The sequence below is a fragment of the Morganella sp. HSTU-ASny43 genome, assembly GCF_022819185.1.
Lineage (GTDB): Bacteria > Pseudomonadota > Gammaproteobacteria > Enterobacterales > Enterobacteriaceae > Morganella > Morganella morganii.
The window spans coordinates 40052-57402 of sequence record NZ_WSPG01000009.1; the positions used below are offsets into that span (position 1 = coordinate 40052).

The 17351-nt window shown below is 50.5% G+C and carries 15 protein-coding genes; 10 read left to right on the plus strand and 5 right to left on the minus strand.

What is annotated here, in order from left to right:
• Positions 1–113: 113 nt before the first annotated feature.
• The 3 genes from fdoI to fdnG are packed head-to-tail and all read right to left on the minus strand — an operon-like array spanning position 114 to position 4764.
• On the minus strand, positions 114–764 hold the full coding sequence (gene fdoI, locus GN208_RS06760) for a formate dehydrogenase cytochrome b556 subunit (protein ID WP_004236693.1): 651 nt from the start codon (positions 762–764) through the stop codon (positions 114–116).
• The gene (gene fdxH, locus GN208_RS06765) at positions 764–1705 is read right to left on the minus strand and encodes a formate dehydrogenase subunit beta (RefSeq protein ID WP_004236694.1); all 942 of its coding nucleotides are present in this window, start codon (positions 1703–1705) and stop codon (positions 764–766) included. The genes fdoI and fdxH overlap by 1 nt, the downstream gene beginning before the upstream one ends.
• Before the next feature lie 11 nt (positions 1706–1716).
• A complete protein-coding gene (gene fdnG, locus GN208_RS06770; RefSeq protein ID WP_079549259.1) occupies positions 1717–4764 on the minus strand; it encodes a formate dehydrogenase-N subunit alpha in 3048 nt (1015 codons plus the stop codon).
• A gap of 166 nt (positions 4765–4930) precedes the next feature.
• Between fdnG and fdhD the strand changes: the two genes are divergently transcribed.
• Positions 4931–5761: a formate dehydrogenase accessory sulfurtransferase FdhD gene (gene fdhD / locus GN208_RS06775; protein ID WP_004236697.1), complete on the plus strand. Its 831-nt coding sequence runs from the start codon at positions 4931–4933 to the stop codon at positions 5759–5761.
• On the opposite strand, the gene GN208_RS06780 is transcribed toward fdhD, so the two are convergent.
• Both GN208_RS06780 and umoA read right to left on the minus strand, forming a co-directional pair.
• On the minus strand, positions 5762–6526 hold the full coding sequence (locus GN208_RS06780; RefSeq protein ID WP_004236698.1) for a GNAT family N-acetyltransferase: 765 nt from the start codon (positions 6524–6526) through the stop codon (positions 5762–5764).
• 99 nt (positions 6527–6625) lie between these two features.
• A complete protein-coding gene (gene umoA, locus GN208_RS06785) occupies positions 6626–7060 on the minus strand; it encodes a UmoA family flagellar biogenesis regulator (protein WP_004236700.1) in 435 nt (144 codons plus the stop codon).
• A gap of 440 nt (positions 7061–7500) precedes the next feature.
• Between umoA and GN208_RS06790 the strand changes: the two genes are divergently transcribed.
• The 9 genes from GN208_RS06790 to GN208_RS06830 all read left to right on the plus strand — a co-directional run bounded on the left by GN208_RS06790 (position 7501) and on the right by GN208_RS06830 (position 17267).
• Positions 7501–8280, plus strand: a complete 780-nt coding sequence (locus GN208_RS06790; RefSeq protein WP_004236701.1) for a Slam-dependent surface lipoprotein — start codon at positions 7501–7503, stop codon at positions 8278–8280.
• Between the two features lie 63 nt (positions 8281–8343).
• Positions 8344–9696: a surface lipoprotein assembly modifier gene (locus tag GN208_RS06795; RefSeq protein ID WP_004236703.1), complete on the plus strand. Its 1353-nt coding sequence runs from the start codon at positions 8344–8346 to the stop codon at positions 9694–9696.
• Between the two features lie 40 nt (positions 9697–9736).
• Positions 9737–12679 (plus strand): TonB-dependent receptor, encoded by a 2943-nt coding sequence (locus GN208_RS06800; RefSeq protein WP_004236705.1) that lies wholly within the window; start codon positions 9737–9739, stop codon positions 12677–12679.
• A 3-nt stretch (positions 12680–12682) separates the two neighbouring features.
• Complete coding sequence (locus GN208_RS06805; RefSeq protein WP_004236706.1) at positions 12683–13480, plus strand: energy transducer TonB; 798 nt, start codon at positions 12683–12685, stop codon at positions 13478–13480.
• 96 nt (positions 13481–13576) lie between these two features.
• Positions 13577–14170 (plus strand): TetR/AcrR family transcriptional regulator, encoded by a 594-nt coding sequence (locus GN208_RS06810; protein WP_004236707.1) that lies wholly within the window; start codon positions 13577–13579, stop codon positions 14168–14170.
• On the plus strand, positions 14167–15114 hold the full coding sequence (locus tag GN208_RS06815) for an EamA family transporter (protein WP_015422370.1): 948 nt from the start codon (positions 14167–14169) through the stop codon (positions 15112–15114). Before GN208_RS06810 ends, GN208_RS06815 begins: the two co-directional genes overlap by 4 nt.
• Positions 15115–15421: 307 nt before the next feature.
• Positions 15422–16264 carry a hypothetical protein gene (locus GN208_RS06820; RefSeq protein WP_001971006.1) on the plus strand — a complete coding sequence of 281 codons (843 nt, stop codon included), beginning with the start codon at positions 15422–15424 and terminating at the stop codon, positions 16262–16264.
• Positions 16261–16692, plus strand: coding sequence for a hypothetical protein (locus GN208_RS06825; protein ID WP_000834463.1), 432 nt, complete (start codon positions 16261–16263; stop codon positions 16690–16692). The genes GN208_RS06820 and GN208_RS06825 overlap by 4 nt, the downstream gene beginning before the upstream one ends.
• A 125-nt stretch (positions 16693–16817) precedes the next feature.
• A complete protein-coding gene (locus GN208_RS06830) occupies positions 16818–17267 on the plus strand; it encodes a hypothetical protein (protein WP_243828319.1) in 450 nt (149 codons plus the stop codon).
• Positions 17268–17351: the final 84 nt, after the last annotated feature.

The following is a 17351-nucleotide window of genomic DNA, read 5'->3' on the forward strand; positions in this document are numbered from 1 at the left end:
AGGATAAGCCGGTCCGGCAAGTAAAACCCTATTATGAACCGGCTGCCTTAAAATGTCGAAAAGGCAGGGAAATCCCTGCCTTCTGAATGGTCACACGAGAATAGTAAAAACGGTCACTGACCTTTTTTATCCTCTTCGCGCTCTTTTGCCACAATCTGACGGTACCAGCGCGGGTGATGTTTCTTCGCCCAGCCGCGCGTTACCCAGCCTTCCGTCATCGCACGCACTGACCCTTTCACCCAGATTGCCGCATACGCGTGAACAATAATAGTGATAATCAGCCCGATAGCGGAAATGGAGTGTACCAGCAGCGCGATACGGATCACCGGAATGGAGAAATACTCCGCAAAGTAAGGACGCCAGATAACGATACCGCTCAGCAGCAGCAGGAACAGGCAGATACTGGCCGCCCAGTACACCCCTTTCTGACCGAGGTTATACTGACCGACATCACCGGCTTCCTCATTCTTCATGATTTTGCCGATCTGCTTCGCCCACTCGATATCATCACGGTTGATAAAGTTGTGTTTAAAATAACGGAAAAACATAAACACAAACAGTAAGAACATCACCACACCGGTAAACGGATGCAGCAGACGTGATAACTGCGGGGTACCCAGAATGTTCATAAACCAGTTAAGCGACGGGAAGAAAAACCCGAGCCCGCTGATGGCCGTGAACAGAAAACAAATGACCACAGCCCAGTGATTGATACGCGCAATGGGTTTGTGGCGGATAATTTTTTCGCGATCATCCTGTTGCATTATTTCTGCTCCTCCTGACCTGCTGATTGCTCAGTCTTTGCCGGAACATCCTGAATATCTTTCAGGGCCTCTTCTTCCTCGCGTTTTGATACCCGGTTCGGGCCGATACCCACATAATGGAAGATTGCCGCCGCAAAGGTTGCCGCAAAACCGACTGCTGCCAGTGGTTTCCACGCACCTTTCCAGAATTTCACCGCAGCACTGATCTCGGGGTTCTCCGGCAGGCCGTGATATAACTGCGGCTTATCAGCGTGGTGCAGCACATACATCACATGCGTACCGCCGACACCCTGCGGATCATAAAGACCGGCTTTGGCATAACCACGGCTTTGCAGCTCAGTCACACGATCACCGGCCAGCGCTTTCATATCCTCTTTCGAGCCGAAATGAATCGCCCCGGTCGGACAGGTTTTCACACACGCCGGTTCCTGACCCACATCCACGCGGTCAACACACAGTGTGCATTTATAAGCGCGGTTATCTTCTTCGTTGATACGCGGCACATTAAACGGACAGCCCGCGATACAGTAACCGCAGCCGATACAGTGCTCTGACTGGAAGTCGACAATCCCGTTGGCATACTGAATGATTGCGCCCTCTGCCGGACAGGCTTTCAGACAGCCCGGGTCCGCACAGTGCATACAACCATCTTTGCGGATCAGCCACTCAAATTTGCCATTCTCTTCCACTTCGGAGAAACGCATGACAGTCCATGACTTGGCGGACAGATCCTGCGGGTTATCATACACCCCCACGTTGGTACCGATTTTGTCACGGATGTCGTTCCACTCCGAACAGGCCACCTGACAGGCTTTACAGCCGATACAGGTGGTCACGTCGATAAGCTTCGCCACTTCTTCCTTAAAATCCCGCACCTGAGGTGCGGGGGTCAGGGAATTGGTGGCAGAGCGACGAATAATGTCCTGTGATTGCATTGACATAATTTATCTCCTTACACCTTTTCCACATTAACCAGGAAGGCTTTAAATTCAGGCGTCTGGGTGTTCGCATCCCCGACAAACGGTGTCAGTGTGTTGGTAATAAAGCCTTTCACCGCCACACCCTCAAAGCCCCAGTGAATCGGAATACCGATGGTATCCACTTTTTGACCATTCACATCCAGGGTACGGATGCGTTTGGTGACCACTGCTTTCGCCTTGATATAACCGCGTTTGGAGCTGACTCTTACCGTATCGCCATGGGAAATGCCTTTCTCATTCGCGAGACGCTCACCGATTTCGATAAACTGCTGCGGCTGAGTGATAGCATTTAACCGTGAATGCTTGGTCCAGTAGTGGAAGTGCTCCGTCAGACGGTAAGTTGTACCAACATACGGGAATTCCGCTGCTTTACCCATCTGCGCCCAGTCATCTTTGAAGACACGGGCTGCCGGGTTGGAGACCACATCCGGATGCAGCGGGTTAGTGCCGAGCGGGGTTTCAATCGGCTCGTAGTGCTCAGGGAACGGCCCTTCCGCCATCTTATCGATAGCAAACAGGCGGCCCATCCCTTCCGGCTGCATGATAAACGGCCCGACATCCGAATCCGGCGCGGCATTGCTGTAGTCCGGCACATCCATACCGATCCACTTGCTGCCGTTCCATTCCAGAATCTGACGTTTCGGATCCCACGGTTTACCCGCCGGGTCCGCAGATGCACGGTTATAAATGACGCGGCGGTTCAGCGGCCATGCCCACGCCCAGCCGAGGGTATTACCCAGTCCGGTCGGGTCAGCGTTGTCACGGCGTGCCATCTGGTTACCCTGCGGTGTCCAGCTGCCGGCGAAAATCCAGCATCCGCTTGCCGTGGTACCGTCGTCACGCAGCTGTGCGAAGGAGGTGAGCTGCTCGCCTTTCTTCACAATAACATTGCCGTCAGCATCTTTCAGATCGACCAGCGCCAGACCATTACTCTCCTGAGCGACTTCTTCCGGTGTCGGATTATCGCGATCAAAGTAGTTCCAGGTCATGTTAAGCACCTGCTCAGGCACCTTACCGCCTTCCGCTTCATACAGCTTGCGGACACGGTGGAAAATCCCGGAGAGGATTTCGCCGTCGCTGATAGCTTCGCCCGGGGCATCCGCGCCTTTCCAGTGCCACTGTAACCAGCGGGCAGAGTTAACGATAGAGCCGTTCTCTTCCGCGAAACAGCAGGACGGCAGACGGAACACCGTGGTCTGAATCTGTGCCGGATCCACATCGTTCATCTCGCCGTGGTTCTGCCAGAAGTTCGATGTTTCGGTATTCAGCGGGTCAACGGTGATCAGGAACTTCAGTTTTGAAAGCGCCTTAACCACTTTGTTTTTGTTCGGGAATGAGGCTAACGGGTTAAAGCCCTGGCAGATATAGCCATTCACTTCCCCTTTATCCATCATGTCGAAATAACGCAGAACGTCGTAGCCTTTATCCCACTTCGGCAGCCAGTCAAAGCCCCAGTTATTCTCTTTCTGTGCTTTGTCACCGTAGAAGGTTTTCATCAGGCTGACAAAGAACTTCGGATAGTTGCCCCAGTAGTTAACCTGGCCCTGTACCGTTGGTTTCGGCGTGTTGGCAGCCAGATAACTTTCCAATGACGTCTGTTTGTCAGACGGCAGCGTCAGGTAGCCCGGCAGGCTCTGAGACAGCAGACCCAGGTCGGTTAAGCCCTGGATATTGGAGTGACCGCGCAGCGCGTTCACACCGCCGCCCAGCATCCCCATGTTACCCAGCAGCAGCTGGATCATGGCCATGGTACGGATGTTCTGCGCACCGACAGTGTGCTGTGTCCAGCCCAGTGCATACAGGAATGAGGCGGTTTTATCTTTCGCGCTGGTTTCGCCGATATATTCACAGACTTTCAGGAAATCTTCTTTCGGCGTCCCGCAGATATTGGTCACCACATCCGGGGTATAACGGCTGACGTGCTCTTTCAGCTTGTTCCACACACAACGCGGATGCTGCAGTGTGGTATCGCGTTTCGCAAAGCCGTTTTCATCCAGTTCGTAATTCCAGGTGGTTTTATCGTACTGGCGTGTTTCAGGATCATAACCGGTGAACAGCCCGTTTTTAAAATCGTAATCTTCACGGACGATCAGGCTGGCGTTGGTGTACGCCTCAACATATTCACGGTTGATTTTTTCATTTTCCATCAGGTACTTAATGACACCTGACAGAAACGCAATATCAGTACCGGAACGGATAGGCGTGTAGAAATCCGCCACAGCCGCTGTACGGGTAAAGCGCGGGTCAATAACGATCAGTTTGGCATTGTTATGAATTTTGGCTTCCATCGCCCAGCGGAACCCGACAGGGTGAGCTTCCGCAGCGTTTCCGCCCATCACAACAACAAGGTTGGCATTTTTAATATCAACCCAGTGGTTGGTCATGGCACCGCGACCAAATGTCGGAGCAAGACTTGCTACCGTAGGTCCGTGTCAGACACGCGCCTGGTTATCCACGGCAAGCATGCCGAGGGCGCGGGAGAATTTCTGGGTGACAAATCCGGTTTCGTTACTGGCAGCAGATGCGCATAACATCCCGGTGGTTAACCAGCGGTTGACGGTAACGCCATCGCTGTTCTTTTCAATAAAGTTAGTATCGCGGTCATCTTTAATCAGGCGGGCGATACGATCAAACGCCTCATTCCACGAGATACGTTTCCACTCGTTGGTGCCCGGCTCACGGACTTCAGGATACTTAAGACGACTTTCGCTGTGGATAAAATCGATCAGACCTGCGCCTTTCGGGCACAGTGCGCCGCGGTTTACCGGATGATCCGGGTCCCCTTCAATGTGAAAAATAGATTCTTTGGCGTTTTTTGCCCCGTCACCCAGACTGTACATTAACAGCCCGCAGCCGACGGAACAGTACGTGCAGGTATTACGGGTTTCACGTGCGCGTAAAAGCTTATACTGACGTGAACCGGCAATAGCGACCGCCGGGGCAAAGCCCAGAGCCGCCGCCGTTGTACCCGCCATACCGCCAGCGCAGATCTTAAAGAACTGCCTTCTGCTGACTTGCATGGAGATCTCCTTATTACATTGCTCTTATGCCGCTGCAAAATAAGCCACAGCGAACTTTCTTTTTATCCGCACAGTGGTGCGTGCGATCAGGTTCATTGCCTGGTGGAATGGTGTAAACTTTTACCCATACTATTATTATGTATTATTAAGCGCAGGAATTCATCTGATGGATGACATTTATTCCATAGAATCGTTACATAATTGCCTAATTCGCGGTGCGCATCTCACAAATGTGCAACAAAAAGATAAACCCGGGCATAATGAAAATGACTGGGTCGCAGAAGAGACGCCGGTTGCCCTGGTGTACAACGGTATCTCCCATGTGGTGATGATGGCCAGCCCGAAAAACCTCGACGACTTTGCGGTCGGTTTTTCCCTTTCCGAAGGCATTATTGAATCCGCTGATGAAATCCGCGGGATTGATATTACGGATGCCTGCCACGGCGGATTTGAAGTCCACGTTGAATTATCCGCCCGCCGTTTTGCCGGGCTGAAAGAGCGCCGCCGCAATATGGCCGGGCGCACCGGCTGCGGCATCTGCGGCACCGAGCAGATCAGCGAGATTTTCCGCCCGATCACGCCGCTGGATTTCACACAGACCTTTTCTCTCAGCCACCTCGATGAGGCACTCAGCCTGCTGCCGCAGGTACAGGAAATAGGAAAGCTGACCGGCTGCACTCACGCCGCAGGCTGGATTTCTCCGCAGGGTGAATTACTGGGCGGTTGTGAAGATGTCGGCCGTCATGTGGCGCTGGATAAACTGCTCGGTATGCGGGCAAAAGCACAGTGGACTGATGGTGTTGTGCTGGTCTCCAGCCGCGCCAGCTATGAGATGGTGCAGAAAAGTGCGCAGTGCGGCGCGGAAATTCTGTTTGCGGTTTCCGCCCCGACCACGCTGGCAATTGAAACCGCCAAACGCTGCCGCCTGACACTGGCCGGCTTCTGTAAAAAAGGGCGGGCCACCATCTATACCCACCCTGAACGGCTGATCCCCTGACTATTCAGCCAGCGGATGATAGATCCACAGGTTAGGCTCATGGTAAATGACCCGATCCGTTTCAGGATCGGCCTGAACCGGTACCAAAGCCCCCGGCACAATGTACTGACCGGCGTGCGGAAAGGCCATGCCGGTCCATTCAGACCAGTTATCAGCGGAGGATGTAATATCCATCGAACGCATAGCCGGTTTGATAATCTGCCCGCCCAGCCGGACATGTGTGCGGATCCACGGGTCAAACGGCTCACCCTGCGGGGTCTGCCACTGACAATATTCCGCGAAATCCTGTAACGGATACTGTGCCTTGAGCGTAGGACGCACCGGTACCACCACGCCCTTCAGCCCGGCCTGTGCAACGGCCGCTTTCAGCGCGGTGATAAGCTGTGCAGGGATACCGCGTCCGCGAAAATCCGGGTCAACGGTCACTGACAGTGCGGATACAAATGTCGGTTTCCGGGTATCGGTTGCCCCCTGCGTCAGCACCGCATCCCAGCCCTCATCCGGCAGATCAGTCAGCGGTGCATCTTCCGGAAAATAAAACGGAATCGCACTCAGAAGCCCGACGACCTGCTCCTCTCCGGCAATGGTTACAACCGCAACCTGCTGAAAAGGCAAGTTTTCCTCACGATAAAGTGCATCCCAGTACTGGTCAGAAACCGGACTGGATAACATAAACAATGGCCATTGTTCCGCAATCAGTGCTTCCGCGCTGTCCAGCAGCGATTCATGACACTGTGCAACACTGAGGATCCGGACTGATGACATGTACTTCTCCGCTAATCAGGGTGATTCCGGTATGTTACCGGTTTTCCGGGCAGAAAACTTAATACAACCTTTATTGCTGATACCTTATTTGTACTTACATCAGCGGTCACGCGACGAAAAATAAAATCCCTTTCCTGTCCGTTTTCCGTCTTTATCCAGAATCTCGTAATACTCTTCCGTCACCACGGACTGCCCTTTATCCCAGCGTCCGGTATCTGACAGATTATCTGCACGGTAAACATCCCCGACTATGCGGTACTGCCGTCCTTTATAACGGATGTGTTTCGTCGCTCCGGGGGAAAACTGGCGCGTAACCTCGGTGTACTGCCCGTTACCGTCACGCCGCAGGCCGATCAGCCGCAGGCCTTTTGTTGCCGGGTCATTATTAACCGCACCGGGCACCGGCATAGCCGGTGTCAGGGTAATCACCTCATAACGCTCAGAAAAATCACTTCTCCCGGTTTGCGGCCATGTGGCCGATGCGGATCCGCAGGCCAGCACCGTTAACAGCAAAAATATCAGCGTTTGTTTCATTGTCAGACTATCCGTTCAGCTTAAAACACCAGACAGTATGAAACATAAATACCAAATCAAATGCGATAATAACCATTAATTAAATACATTATTATTACGTTTAAAATCGCTCCATCAATAAAAGAAAAAATAATCATCACTTTTAATGATATTTATGAATTAATAACCCGGTTTACCGCACAGAAAAACTCTGAATGTGCATCACATATTTTCATTCTTATATTTGAAATAAATCTGTCACAAAAAATAAAAAATGGTGATTTTTTAATTCGTTATTTAATTAGCATTCTAATCAAATTATTCTCATTGCAAACAAATGATAATAATTCTCATTTACAGAAAATTCATTCTCCTTTATCGTTTATTTGCTTCCGGCAATCATACCGGAAAAAGGCATTTCACTCATCCGGTCATTCATTAAATTACAAGGAGTTTAGTTTATGAATACATTTAATATGAAAACCCCGCTGGCGACACTGGTTACCCTGTGTGCCGCATTCTCCGCGGTACAGGCTCAGGCTGATGCGGGCTATGGATCATCATCTGCCGAAGGCTTAAGTAACTATATATCTGTCGGCGTAACCGCTGCATCAGAGCGTCAGGGGCATCCGTCACCGGGCGGAGAACCGGGAATTGGTTATTCCGGCATGCACAACGGAACCAAAGTCAGCTTTGCCGGACTGCAGGGACCCAACCGTGCAACACCAAACGATAACGGTGTTTCTGTTATCACCTCAACTCCGCAGTCACACCGCAGTATGGGCTCTTTTAATTTTGCCAAAATAGCCGATGCCGATATTTATTACGGTGAATGGGTTTCCGGTACTGATTTCAGCGATGATTCCCATATGGTGTATTACGCCGGGAAAGATATTACCGCCGCCATGCCATCCGAAGGGACGGCACAGTACAGCATTAAAGGACTCAGCGGGTACAGCAGCGGTGAACAGATCAGCGGTACATTTAGTACGGATTTTGATGCCAATACCTTTAGCGGCTCTCTAAGCTCAACCGAGCTCAGCTACAGCCTGAGCGGGGATATCAGTGGTTCAACCTTTGATGGAACCGCATCTGTCAGCACCACCGGTACCGATACCACAGCCGTCAGCGGTACGACCAACGGGCATTTCTTTGGTGACAATGCACAGCAGGTTGCCGGTTATGCTGAGTTCAGCAGTGATAAAGCGAAGAATATCGCGTTCGGCGGAACCAAGTCTTAATTCATTATTGATACATTTCATCAGGAACAGATTATCTGTTCCTGGTGTTTAGCGGATATAAATATGTCATCGCAGATAAAGTTAATTTACGGATTTATTCTTTTTTTATTATTACTTGCTTTTTCATTACCGGTATCTGCAACCATACAAAAAAATAATCATTCAGAGAATGATAATACTGCACGAAATTTATATCTCTCACTAAAGAAAAATAACCTCAAAGCAATTTATCATTACTTATCTGTTTATCAGCAGGAACATCAGGCTGACCCGTTACTGATAATCTTCAGCCAGGCAAAACTGGCCTATTTAAACCAGCGCCCCGGGGTTGCAATCCGGTTATATAACACTATTCTGCAACAGAAACCCCATTTCTTTACCGCACAACTGGAACTGGCCCGCAGCTACCGGGCTGATCGTCAGCTCGGGAACGCCTTGCTTTTGTTCCGGGAACTGAGCCAGCGCCTGCCGGTGACCTCTCCCCACTATCCGGAGATTACCCGCGCCATTACCGAACTCACCCGGGCACTCAGTTGGTCATTACTGCTCAGCGCCGGTAGCCATTACACGGATAACTATTATCAGACTCCACTGCCGAAAACACACTGCCTGCACTACAGCCCCGATGGTTCCTGTTACGCCAGCCTTATTCCGCAGATCCCCCACACCGTCTTACAATGGCGCAGCGACTGGGATCTGCGCAGGCTGACGCCGCTGTCCGGCTCCCATTTTCTGACGCAGCACTACCGGGTATCCACCCGGTATGATGCCGCGAATCAGGCAGCCAATACCTTAACACTGACTGCTAAAACGGGTTATCACTATCAGGATCACCATACTTTATGGCAACTGACTCCGCTGCTGGAGCAGCATTTTTCCGCCGGGCGCCGTTTTTCCTCAGCTTACGGCTTACAAACGTATCTGAATCAGCAACTCAGCCCGGAGTGGTCTCTCGGCGGATTGGCTGCACTTCGACAGCACCGTTATCAGCCTTATCTGCATTCACATAACGGCACTGAATACCAGTTGATACCACAGATAACCTGGCGTCCGCATCCGGCAGCCACGCTGTATTTACAGGCAGAAACCACCGTCCACAAAAAAAATGATCCCTATAAACATTACCAGACGGCTGCCCTGCATACCGGCCTGACCTATCTGTGGCACCCTTTTGTGTCCCAGTCTGTTCATGCCGTTTACACCCGTAAACGTTATCACCATACACATCCGTTACACCGCCAGGCCAGGGAGGATCTCACCCGACAGTACAGTACAACACTCGCGCTCTATCCGCCGTCATTCGCGCAAATTTCACCTCAGCTTTCACTGATCCACACCCGCAACCGCAGTTCTGTCCCATGGCTTTATAGCTACCGGCAGACTGAAATCATGCTGCGTTTTGAACGGCTGTTTTAACCCTTTCTGATTATTTATTTTTTATCATCCGGGAATCGTTATGTCTTCGCATTCACCATTATCTGGTCACCCATATAAAACAATCACACTGCTTCTGCCCGTGTTATTTATCCCGCTGCCGGGACTGGCGGCAGAGGAAAAAGATCAGCACCTGGGCGATATTACGCTCCGTAATGAACAGACCGCTGCTGACAGCGCCAAAGATAAAATCTATGACAAAAATGTCTCCACCCTGATCCTCACCAAAGAAGAAATAGAGCGCTATAAAGGCGCCTCTGCCGCCGATATTCTCAAAGGCGCCAACGGGGTATTCAGCGGTGATGCCCGCAACGGCAACGCGCTGGATGTCAATATCCGCGGAATACAGGGGCCGGGCCGTGTACCGGTCACCATCGACGGCACCGAACAGGCCGTGACGGTGTACCGGGGTTATAACGGTGCCAATAACCGTAACTACCTTGACCCGATGCTGATCAGTGAAATTGAGATTGAAAAAGGCCCGTCCCTTAACCCGCTCCTGAAAACGTCGGTAGGCGGCGGTGTTGCCATGAAAACGCTCACTATCAATGACGTGGTGAAAAACGGTGACCAGTTTGGTGCTGCACTGATGCTGGAAAACAGCAGTAACACCACCAAAGCCCGGATACCCAATCTGGGGCTCGGGGAAGATTACCGCCTTGTGGATAATATGCAATTTGATTGGCTTATCATTGACGACCCCGGCACCCATTTAACCCCGGAAAATCGTGATAATGCCCCCACACTGAATAAAAGCGACTACGCCTGGCGTCTGGCAGTGGGTACCCGTCAGGAAAATATGGATCTGCTGCTGGCTTATGCTTACCGCGACCGGGGAAACTATTTTGCCGGTAAACGCCACAGCGAAAACTATAATGATGAAATGTCTGACAGTGATATCGGTATTTTGCAAATGTCGAATATGACTTACGACCCGTATATGCCGTTTGTGTCCCGTATTTACCGCAAGGGTAATGAAGTTCCCAATACATCGGCAAAAACGGAATCCTGGCTGATAAAAAATACCTGGTATCTGAATGATGACCACGCGCTGCAACTCAGCTGGCGCGATACCCGCTCGGATTTCGGCGATATTATGCCTTCCCGGCTGGGCTGGATCCGCGCTGAGGATAATATTATTCCGCAGTGGCCGCTGGCTGACCTGCATGCACAGGCCGGTTATCTTCACCTGAAATCCCAACCGGCACATTTTACCTATATTGATGCAGATATCCGCCTGTGGACCACCCTGACCACCAGCAATACCAACTCCGGCGGCGGCTGGCCGCGTTACCCGAAGAATATGGACTACGGCTATAAACAGGGGGATATCAACACCATCAACCCGGCAATCGATGGAACACTGATTAACACCGCTGCCCTGAATGTACAGAATCAGCGCTACGGGCTGGATTTCAGCAATAAGTTTGCTTTTACCCCGGAACTGTCGGTGACTCTGGCCGCCAATATGCAGTTTGAGCATCTGGACAGTAATACCAGCCTGGAAAACTATAAACTCTTTATGTTCGCTGTTCCCGCCCGTAAAGGCCGCCGCTTTGAATATCAGCAATCCGTCAGCCTGGACTGGCAGCCGGTCTCCTGGCTGTCACTTAGTGCCGGCGGCAGACAAACCGTATACTGGAGTGTGGATGATCTCTCCAATGAGTGCGCCGCCCGCAAAGACCCCTACTGCAAACAAAACTATGAAGTTACCGGTTATTACCTGAATTATTTCCGGAATATGACCGAAATAGAATCACAGGTTTATAAAAAACGGCAGCAGGGTATGTGGCACGAACTGACCCCGGAAGAAAAACAAGCAACATGGGGAAAAATTTTTCAGTCTATATACCCAAAATGGCGTCGTGATTACCTCAACAACCGGAAAGACCGGCCAATGGTACATGAGCAGGCATTCTGGCCGGTGGATACCAGTGACGGACGCCTGAAACAGAAAGACCGGCCGGATATCGATACCGCATTACGGGGTATTGATCCCTATACCGGGCAGGAAACCTATCTCTATGAGTATGGCAGCCTCCCTATTTCGCACGGTGACAGAGAACTTCAGGCAGTCACCCACACCTGGAAAGAAAAACCCCGCCGCCAGGCTAGCGCCTGGACACCGATGCTGTCTGCCTCGGTGCATCTGACTGATGATCTGCGTCTGTATGGCCGCTATGCGGAAACCGTACGTATGCCGAGCCTGTTTGAGGATACTGTCGGGTTTTCCGGTTCCTCTGTCCCGCATATCGGTTACCGTTATAAACCGGAACGTGCGGTAACACGGGAATACGGTGTAGTTTTTAACGGGAAATCACTGCTTCATGCTGACCGCCATGCAGATATCCGGCTGAACTACTTCCATACGGATATCCTCAATGTCTTTGATCGTGATAATTATTTCCGTTTTACACAGATGGATAAGCAGATCCTGAAAGGGATTGAAATCCAGGCCCGTTATGATCATGGCTGGATCTTCAGTGATCTGGGGGTGACCTATAACCTCACCAATAAAGTCTGTGATGAAACATCCCATGCCTTTATGGATCCTACCGGGCTGAAAGATATTCCGCCATGCATTGACGGTGGTTATCCGGGCGGGTTCCTGCGCACCCAAATTCAGCCGCACTACTCTGTGACCTTTAACCTCGGCGGGCGTTTATTGCAGGAGTCATTAGAAATCGGCAGCCGCTGGCTCTACCACAGTGCAGTGGAAAACAGCCAGGAGAAACGCCTGATGACGATTGTCCCTAACCAATACAGCAATTTTAATAACTACCCGATGCGATGGAATTCAGTACTGACCGTAGATGCTTATGCCAAATATAAAATCACCCCGGATGTTGCCCTCGAACTGACGGCCACCAACCTGACCAATGAATATTACCTCGACCCGCTCACCCGGTCGATGATGCCTGCACCGGGCCGGGCCGTAAAATTCAATGTCTCTGCGAGGTTCTGATTTATGTACGGCGCAATAGCATTACCGCATCCGCCTTTCCTGTTTTCCCGGGAAAGAACCGGAACGTGGCAGCAGATGGTTTCTGTTGCTGCGATCGGTGTGTGTTTCTCCGTCGCCGGGCTGCTCATCACGGGCAGCCCCCCGGTGACCACCCCGCAACAGCATCAGATTGATAACCGGGGACAAACACCAGCGGTTTCCGTTGCCATTCAGATGAATGCAACACCTGTATATCAGGAAACAGAGCCGGAAGCGGAACAATTACCACCACCACAGGAATCACCGTCTCAGGCAGAACTGGCAACCGCCCGCCGGAAAACACCGGAGAAAACAACCAAACCGCCATCAGCAAAACCGGCAGTAAAAGCGGTGAACAAAAAGGCGGAGAAATCAGAACCGGTTACCACAGCAACCACCGCAGATACCGGAGAGGATAAAACCACACAGCAGCAGTCCGGCGGACAGGCAGTATCCCCGACAAATTCTGCCACCGCAGGAGCCGATAACCGGAAAGCACAGGAGGATTACTTTAACCTGCTGCGGCAAAAAATTGAGGAGCAAAAACATTACCCCCGCCGGGCCCGCAGCGCCGGGCAGCGGGGGATCAGCACCATTTCCTTTTCTCTCGACGATAACGGCAAACCTTTTGCACCGGTCGTTACCCGCTCTTCCGGTTATGAATTACTGGATAACGCCGCAATGGATGCTGTCATCAGGGTTGCTGCTGTCGGTACGCCGCCACCAGGTGCAAAACGGAGGGTGACATTCTCATTACGTTTTCAGCTGAACAAGGGTTTTTAACGGCTGAGTGTATTCACGACAGTGATTATTTCTTGTGCACACAGAGCTAATAGGTATACTGGTCTACCTATTAATTAAACACAAGAGATTTTCCGGATGAAGGACACCGACGCAACACAGACCCGGCTCAGTGCCAGAGACCGTTTACTGGAAGCCGCAGGCATCTTGTTTTACAACGAGGGCATTGCGGCAACCGGTATTGATACGATCACCAAAAAGGCCGGTGTCGCCAAAAAAAGTCTGTATAACAATTTTAGCTCCAAAGCTGAGTTGGTGACCACTTACATCCGGCTGCGGCATGAAGAATGGCTGGCGTTATATGATGTCCGTCTGCAACAGGCAACAACCCCGGTACAGCGGATCCTGGCGGTATTTGATGCTTATCACGACCATGCTGAGTTTGCCTATGAACGGGGATTCCGGGGATGCGGCCTGCTGAACGCAGCCGCTGAGTTTCCGGCCGGCAGTGAGGAACGTCGCGAAGTGTGTGCTCACAAATCTGAAGTAGCTGATATTATCCGCAAGAACCTTTATCAGTTGCTGCCGGAAGACACCGCGAAAGCAGAGCAACTGACCGCACACCTGGCGTTCTTACTGGAAGGTGCGATTGTACTCGCCGGGCTGGAAGAGCACGGGGCACGGGTATTACAGGCTGCCGCCATGGCAAAAACCATGCTGGAGGCGCTGTGATCCAGACACCCAAAGGCCACTTTGCCGGAATTGCCGTCATTATCCTGGCCTCCTTCTTATGGGGAACCACCGGGGTTTCTGCCACCTTCGCACCGGATGTCAGTCCTGTTGCTATCGGTGCTGCCGCCATGGGTTTCGGCGGGTTGCTCCAGGCCGCGATTGCCATCACACCGATCCGCCGCAGCCTCGGCACTTTCCGGCAGCAATGGCATTTGCTGTTATTGGGTGCCGTTGCTGTTGCCGTATATCCGCTCGCCTTTTACGGCTCAATGCGACTGGCCGGGGTGACTATCGGCACCGTAGTATCGATCGGAACGGCACCGGTTTTATCGGCAATTATTGAAATTATCATGGACGGAGCCCGCATGACACTGCGCTGGTTGAGCGGTGCAGTACTCGGCCTGACAGGTATTGCGCTTCTTTCCCTTTCCGGCGGCACGGAACAGATTGCTGCAGCGGATGCATCCGCCACACTGACAGGTGTCATACTGGGATTACTCGCCGCCTTTACTTATGCGCTTTATTCCTGGGCCGCGCGCCGCCTGATGCAGCGCAACATTCCGTCACGGGCAGCTATGGGCGGTATTTTCGGGATCGGGGGATTACTGCTGATGCCAGTATTAGCACTTTACGGCGCACCATTCCTGGATTCGTGGCAGAACGCCGCAGTCGGCATTTACATGGCTTGTGTACCGATGTTTCTGGGCTATGTCTGTTTCGGTTATGCACTGGCACGTATTCCCGCCAGTACCGCCACCACAATTACACTGCTGGAACCGGTTGTCGCCGCCGCACTCGCCGCCATTATTGTCGGCGAACAACTCACCACCGCCGGCTGGGCCGGAGTCGCACTGATTTTCACCTGTCTGGTCTGTATTACACTACCTGCCCGGCGTAAGACACAGGCAGTGAATGTGGCTGTCGTTAAACCGAATCAGTGTTAGGGTTTGTCAGCTTACTTCCCAATACAGAAACTAAAAATGTAAAACCACTCAAAGTGTTAGAAAGCTATTGGCGCACATATGGAGTGCAACCTTTTGTTAGGTTTTGCCATGGAAGAACCCATTCTAGGCGATTTGCAGCATTTTTAAAGTGGGATATCTGGGAAAGTGGGACAAAATTATTATCTTTATTGTTACTCATTTTGAAGTTTGTTCTATTAGTGCAAACTATTGATTTTAAATAATAAAATAGTAAATCCTCTTGCGTTTTTCTTCCTCCATGCGAATCTTTATAAAGCAGGAGGTAATCATGAAAAAATACCCGTCTTTATCATTAATTGCTTTATGTGTGTCCTTGTCAGGTTGTGCAGCTGGACCTCGTCATTATGCTCAAGACGAATCTCGGGCTTTGAATTTAGCGCGAGCCGGGGGCATCTACGATTTGGATTTGAGAGATTCCCACGATGGTACCCACTCTTATAGCAAGGGGATGTTGGTTCCATTGCTTGATCTCGCTAGGCTAACTACTTCATTTGATGATCCGCTTCGGCGTCTTTCTGGTACGCAGACGTTCGCGTTTAACGCTACCGATATAATGATGGCACCAGACAATCCCTCGGCTAGACCAAGTCTAATGGGATGGATGCCCGCATCTGCTGCTACCTCAGAATCTCAGGCTTATGAGAAATATGTGCATCTTGTCGATCAGGCTATCCAGCATGTGGCCGATGATATGGCATTGAATGTCACTAAACTGAGTAATGTAGAAACGCCAGAAATTGATGGTCATCCCATGATTCTTTGGTCTGTTGAAAGCGCTGAGCATGGATGCGGTATTGGTCAATGTGTGGTTGCTTACAACATTACTACTCCTTATCTCTGGAAGAGTCCGCTCTACATTAAAGATGGAGAGTCCGAAAGCTATAACATCGCCGCTAATCACCTGAAGAACTATTCTCGCTTTGTGTTCCGTCAGTCAGGATCACAAGATTTTCCAATTGATGAGTTTTATAGAGCCGTCAGTGCTGCATTGCCATCGTGGATGGTGATCTATTTTCCACCAAACCATGTGGTGAAGAATGGCCAATCTCTCCCATATCCAGTGTTGTATGAGCAAGGGGAACAACTGCTGTTTAAGGAGCCTGCATTATGAAAAGTGAATATCAGGATCTAGACAATATTGTTTTGGCGATGGATGAAGTCCAAACGGATCCCATAATTCTTACTTACCTGATCAGTCATCTATTGACGAGAAATTCGGTGTTTCATCAGCCTAGAGTTGGATGTGTCAAATGCAAGAGCACGGGAGAATTAGTCTATCCCCATAGCTGGATTGAGCTTTCAGGTGGTTGGACTGTTGATCTTAGACTGAATCAGGCTTTCAACACGTTCGACCGTTATCCGCAAGGCATTTTCGAGCCATCATCCTACCGGAACCTTCAGTATTTCGGTATGCCCCTTACCGTGCCCGAATTCGAACCATCTGAACTCGATGAAATGACTGATTTTATGTTTTCCAAGTTATTCAGTGTGCAAGGACTGGATACTCGAGTGAACGGAGGTTGCTATGACTGCATTTGAGTGGGGAATGCTTGGGCTATTCCTATTTTTTAGTTTGGTCACCTTCTGGTGTCTTTACAGCTATAGGGCCAACCAGAAATTGTCAGGCCAAAGCAAACCTCAAGCTGAAGAGTGGGAGGGAAAACATGAGTCAAAATCTCAAAAATGATTTAGTAAATATAATGTTGCTTGGTGTTCTGCTATTCGGATTGATGCTGACTCAAGACTCTGGATGGGGATTCTTGCTTGCAGGTTTGCCATTAGCTATTTGGTGTTTTAAAGCTTTCACATTTATCCAACGCAAATGGTGGCTAGCCGTTCCATTTTGGTGTGCACTTACTTATTTGTGTTGGCAAATGTCTTTAGCGCTTTGGATTGGATATATAGTGGTTGCAATTTTTAAATATCCAATTGATTTAGATAGTAATTACCCAATAAAGAATCGTAAAAGGGTGAAAAGTCGTAAGTACGATTCAGAGTTCTATGGTGATTACACCTCAATAGATATAGATAAACGCGGGCATTTAGGTACTGGTATTGGCATTCCTGATAGCTTTGATTACGACTACCGAAACCATATTAGGTTTGATGATTGATTTTTGGTCCTTAGCTGGTTCCTTTTGAGTACACATCAACGGAACTAGCCATCAGACTGGTTTTACTACCAACAGAACCACCTA